5 protein-coding genes and 1 pseudogene are annotated in these 4,353 nt (G+C 64.4%); 1 reads left to right on the forward strand and 5 read right to left on the reverse strand.

Annotated elements, in window-relative coordinates:
- Positions 1-2: 2 nt before the first annotated feature.
- Positions 3-230, reverse strand: coding sequence for a 50S ribosomal protein L31 (gene rpmE, locus VFL62_RS21645; RefSeq protein WP_325174431.1), 228 nt, complete (start codon positions 228-230; stop codon positions 3-5).
- A 193-nt stretch (positions 231-423) separates the two neighbouring features.
- Here rpmE and VFL62_RS21650 point away from each other — a divergent pair, with 193 nt between their 5' ends.
- Positions 424-2,283, forward strand: coding sequence for an ABC transporter ATP-binding protein/permease (locus VFL62_RS21650; protein ID WP_325174432.1), 1,860 nt, complete (start codon positions 424-426; stop codon positions 2,281-2,283).
- Positions 2,284-2,324: 41 nt separating this feature from the next.
- On the opposite strand, the gene VFL62_RS21655 is transcribed toward VFL62_RS21650, so the two are convergent.
- The 4 genes and pseudogenes from VFL62_RS21655 to VFL62_RS21670 all read right to left on the reverse strand — a co-directional run.
- On the reverse strand, positions 2,325-2,531 hold the full coding sequence (locus VFL62_RS21655; RefSeq protein WP_325174433.1) for a hypothetical protein: 207 nt from the start codon (positions 2,529-2,531) through the stop codon (positions 2,325-2,327).
- 24 nt (positions 2,532-2,555) lie between these two features.
- Positions 2,556-3,014: a GNAT family N-acetyltransferase gene (locus VFL62_RS21660; protein ID WP_325174434.1), complete on the reverse strand. Its 459-nt coding sequence runs from the start codon at positions 3,012-3,014 to the stop codon at positions 2,556-2,558.
- Positions 3,015-3,147: 133 nt separating this feature from the next.
- Entirely contained in the window at positions 3,148-4,179 is a 1,032-nt protein-coding gene (locus VFL62_RS21665) for a peptidoglycan -binding protein (protein WP_325174435.1), read from the reverse strand.
- A 29-nt stretch (positions 4,180-4,208) separates the two neighbouring features.
- A pseudogene (locus VFL62_RS21670) lies at positions 4,209-4,353 on the reverse strand (flagellar motor protein MotA); the annotation flags it as partial.

The raw sequence follows: 4,353 nt of genomic DNA on the forward strand, positions 1-4,353 counted from the left end.
GCTTAGTCCTTCTTGAGGAAGCCGGAAAACTTCTTCTGGAACCGGGAAACGCGGCCGCCGCGATCCATCAGCTGCTGGGCGCCGCCGGTCCAGGCCGGGTGCGACTTGGGGTCGATATCGAGGTTCAGCTTATCGCCTTCCTTGCCCCAGGTGGAACGGGTCTGGTACTCGGTACCGTCGGTCATCACGACCGTAATCATATGATAATTCGGATGAATTTCGGCTTTCATGACAGGTCCTTCGGCGCGCCGGCGCCCGTAATTCGGTTTTGGAGTGTCGGATTTGGCCGGCTCTATAACGCAAGCGGCCCCCCAAAACAAGCCAATGAGGCGGAATTGGCGATGTCCGGACGTGAGGCAGGGTGATTTGCCAGCGGCAAAGAGCGGGCCTATTTGGGGGTGGCAAATCAGTGGTTCTAAAGACATGAGCGCAGTTGAACGGCTTGAGGGCCGGGGAGAACAGCCCACGCCGCGGGGTGATGGGGCGGGCGAGCCGGTCGCATCGGTCGAGGCTGTGCTCGATGCCTCCTCTGGGTCGCGCACCGCGCGGCTGCGGCCGCTCTTGGCGCTTGCGCCCTACGTGGCGCGCTATCGGGGGCGTGTCGCGCTCGCCTTTATCTCGCTGACGATCGCGGCGATCACCACGCTCGTCGTGCCGGTTGCGGTGCGCCGCATGATCGATTTTGGCTTCACGCCGGAAGGCATTGCCCGCATCAACAGCTATTTCGGCGTCATGATCGCGGTGGTCGGCGTATTGGCGCTTGCCAGCGCCTCGCGCTTCTATCTCGTCATGACCATCGGCGAGCGCATCGTCGCCGATCTGAGGCGTGACGTGTTCGCGCATCTGATGCGGCTATCGCCGGCGTTCTTCGATACATCGCGAAGCGGCGAACTGATCTCGCGGCTCACCGCAGATACCACCCAGATCAAGTCCGCCGTCGGCGCCTCGGTGTCGATCGCGCTGCGTAACCTGATGCTTTTCATCGGCGCGACCGCGATGATGGTGGTGACGAGCCCCCGGCTCTCGGGTCTGGTGCTGCTCGCCATTCCCCTGATCGTGTTTCCATTGATGGCGTTCGGCCGCTGGGTACGGCGGTTGTCGCGCACCGCGCAGGACACGCTCGCGGACGCCAGCGCCTATGCTTCCGAACTGGTAGGTGCGATCCGCACCGTGCAGGCCTATACCGGCGAGCGGCTCGCCAACACGCGCTTCGGTGGCGAGGTCGAGCAGGCCTATGGCGCCGCGGTCAGTTCGACCCGCGCCCGCGCCGTGCTCACCGCGATCGTCATCTTCATCGTCTTCACCAGCGTCGTCGTCATCCTCTGGATCGGCTCGAACGACGTCGAGGCCGGCCTCATCAGCCCGGGCCGGCTCGGTCAGTTCGTGCTTTACACCGCGTTCGCCGCAACGGGTCTTGGCCAGCTCAGCGAAGTCTGGGGCGAGGTTTCGGCGGCGTCCGGCGCCGCCGAGCGGCTGTTCGAGATCCTGCGCGTGAAGTCGGAGATCTCGGCGCCGTCGGCGCCGGTCGCATTACCCGAGCCGGCACGCGGCGATCTCAGCTTCGACAATGTCAGCTTCGCCTATCCGACGCGGTCGGATGCGCGCGCCGTCGAAGGCGTCTCGTTCGCGGTGCGGGCCGGCGAGAAGGTCGCGATCGTCGGTCCCTCCGGCGCGGGCAAGAGCACGCTGTTTCATCTCCTCCTGCGATTTTATGATCCCGCCTCCGGCACGATCTCCGTCGATGGCGTGCCGATCCGTTCCGCCGATCCGACCGAAGTGCGCCGCCGCATCGCGCTGGTGCCGCAGGACCCGGTGGTGTTCGCCGCCAGCGCGCGCGACAACATCCGCTTCGGCCGGCCGGACGCTAGCGATGCCGAGGTCGAACGCGCGGCGGATCTCGCCCACGCCAGCGAGTTTATCCGCCGCCTGCCGCTCGGCTTCGACGCGCCGCTCGGCGAACGCGGCGTCACCCTGTCGGGCGGCCAGCGCCAGCGCATCGCGATCGCGCGCGCCATCCTGCGCGATGCGCCGCTGCTCTTGCTCGATGAGGCCACTTCCGCGCTCGACGCCGAATCCGAGACGCTTGTGCAGACCGCGCTGGAAGAATTGATGAGCCGTCGCACCACGCTCGTGATCGCACATCGGCTTGCCACGGTTCTATCCTGCGACCGCATCCTGGTGATGGATCAGGGCAGGATCGTCGAGCAGGGTACGCACGCCTCGCTGGTTGCCGCCAACGGGCTTTATGCCCGGCTGGCGCGCTTGCAGTTCGAGGGGGTGTAGCTGCCATGCCCGGACTCGATCCGGGCATCCATCCTGCTGAGTTACTCGCATTTTGGCGACAGCGCCGGCACGTTCGGCCACAGCCAGTTCTTCCACGAGCCATCTTCGGTGACGCAGGCTGATGAGGTGGACGGCACCTGCGCGATGTTGGCCGCAAAATACCGATCGGCCCTGACCGATGAGAGAAATCCTACGACGATGACCACGACGAATGTCGCCGATCCCAGTAGAAGTTCTCTTTGCGTCATCGGCCTTCCTCCTGGCGAGGCGGTTCAGAGGTCCGCAGCTTTCCACTCCATCTTCAACACCGGGCGGCCCGAGGTCGGGTTGACGTCGTACCCGGCCTGAACGAAGCCATTGCGTTCATAGAAGCGGATCGCGCGCATGTTGTCCTCGTTGACGAGCAGGGTAATCTTGTCCGGCGACAGCCGCTTGGCTTCATCGACCAGCGCATCGGCGAGCTTTGAGCCCCACAGCTCGGGTGTGACCACGAGCTGGTCGAGATAGGCGTTAGCGTCGATGGTGACGAAACCGAGGAGTGCACTGCCTTGCTCGGCAACCACGATCGCGGCGTTCGGCACCAGCTCATGGCGCCAGCGCTCGCGCCACCAAGGCACGCGGGCGGTGAAATCGATCGAAGGATAGGCTTGTTGCCATGTCTTCAGCCACAGCGCGATCGCGGCGTCTTCGTCGCTGTCGCGATAGGGGCGGAGGGTGAAGGGCTGGTTCATGGGTACGCCGTCATTCCGGGATGGTCCGAAGCGGCAAAATCGAAGTTGATTTTGCGCTGAGGACCAGACCCGGAATCGCGGGATTCCGGATTCGATGCTCCGCATCGCTCCGGAATGACGATGCCAACGGCATCTAACGCTCCGTCAGCTTCAATTCGATGCGGCGGTTGCGGCGGTAGGCGTCTTCGGTGTTGCCGGTGTCAAGCGGCTGGAATTCGGCAAAGCCCGCGGCCACCAGCCGCTGCGCCGGTACGCCGAGCGAAATCAGATATTGCACCACCGAGATCGCGCGCGCCGATGACAATTCCCAGTTTGACTTGAACAGCGGGCTGTTGGTGATCGGCCGCACGTCGGTGTGGCCGTCGACACGCAGCACCCAGGCGATCTCGCTCGGAATTTGCTTGTCGAGTTCGGTCAGGGCGGAAGCGACCTTGTCGAGTTCGGCGCGACCTTCGGGCAAAAGCTGCGCCTGTCCGGTGTCGAAGAACACTTCGGATTGGAACACGAAGCGGTCACCGACGATCCGCACATCCGGCCGGTTGCCGAGAATGGCGCGCAGCCGTCCGAAGAATTCGGAACGGTAGCGCGACAATTCCTGCACCCGCTGCGCCAGCGCAACGTTCAGCCGCTGGCCGAGATCGGCAATGCGTCCCTGAGATTCCTTGTCGCGCTTTTCGGAAGCCTGCAGCGCTTCCTCGAGCGCGGCGAGCTGGCGGCGCAGCGCGCTGATCTGCTGGTTCAATACCTCGATCTGGGCCAGCGCGCGCCCCGAGACCTGCTTTTCGGAATCGAGCGCCTTGTTGAGTTCGTTGGCGCGGCTGGCAGCGTCATTGCCGGCGCCGGCGAGCCCTTCATAGAGCCCCTTGACGCGGTCGCGTTCGCCTTCGGCCGATGCAAGGCCGGCCCGCACCTGCGAGAGCTGGTCCTCGAGGTTGATCTTGCCGAGCTTCTCCAACGAGAGCAGATCGTTCAGCTCGGCGATTTTGGCATTGAGCTGTTCCAGCGCCTTGTCCTTGCCGGTGACTTCCTGCGACAGGAAGAACTGCACGACCAAGAACACCGACAGCAGGAAGACGATCGACAGCACCAGCGTCGACAGCGCGTCGACGAAGCCCGGCCAGTAGTTGAAGGCGCTTTCGCTGCGTCGTGCTCGGGCGAGGGCCATCAGCTTTTCTCCGGCTGACGCGCCAGGCGCTAGAGCAACCGCTTGATCTCGCGGTTTTGCTCGCCCTGGCCGTCGGCCCATTCGCGGATCATTTGCTGCTCGGTGCGCATGTGGGTGACGAGGCCCTGGATCGCCTCGGCGAGGTTGGCCATCGCCGTGGTCGTGGCCTTGCCG

This window comes from Bradyrhizobium sp. (genome assembly GCF_035701725.1).
Taxonomy (GTDB): domain Bacteria; phylum Pseudomonadota; class Alphaproteobacteria; order Rhizobiales; family Xanthobacteraceae; genus Bradyrhizobium.

Excerpts from the sequence above, each read along its gene's own strand:
- rpmE (WP_325174431.1), bottom strand. The coding sequence starts at position 230 with ATGAAAGCCGAAATTCATCCGAATTATCATATGATTACGGTCGTGATG.
- VFL62_RS21650 (WP_325174432.1), top strand. The coding sequence starts at position 424 with ATGAGCGCAGTTGAACGGCTTGAGGGCCGGGGAGAACAGCCCACGCCG.
- VFL62_RS21655 (WP_325174433.1), bottom strand. The coding sequence starts at position 2,531 with ATGACGCAAAGAGAACTTCTACTGGGATCGGCGACATTCGTCGTGGTC.
- VFL62_RS21660 (WP_325174434.1), bottom strand. The coding sequence starts at position 3,014 with ATGAACCAGCCCTTCACCCTCCGCCCCTATCGCGACAGCGACGAAGAC.
- VFL62_RS21665 (WP_325174435.1), bottom strand. The coding sequence starts at position 4,179 with ATGGCCCTCGCCCGAGCACGACGCAGCGAAAGCGCCTTCAACTACTGG.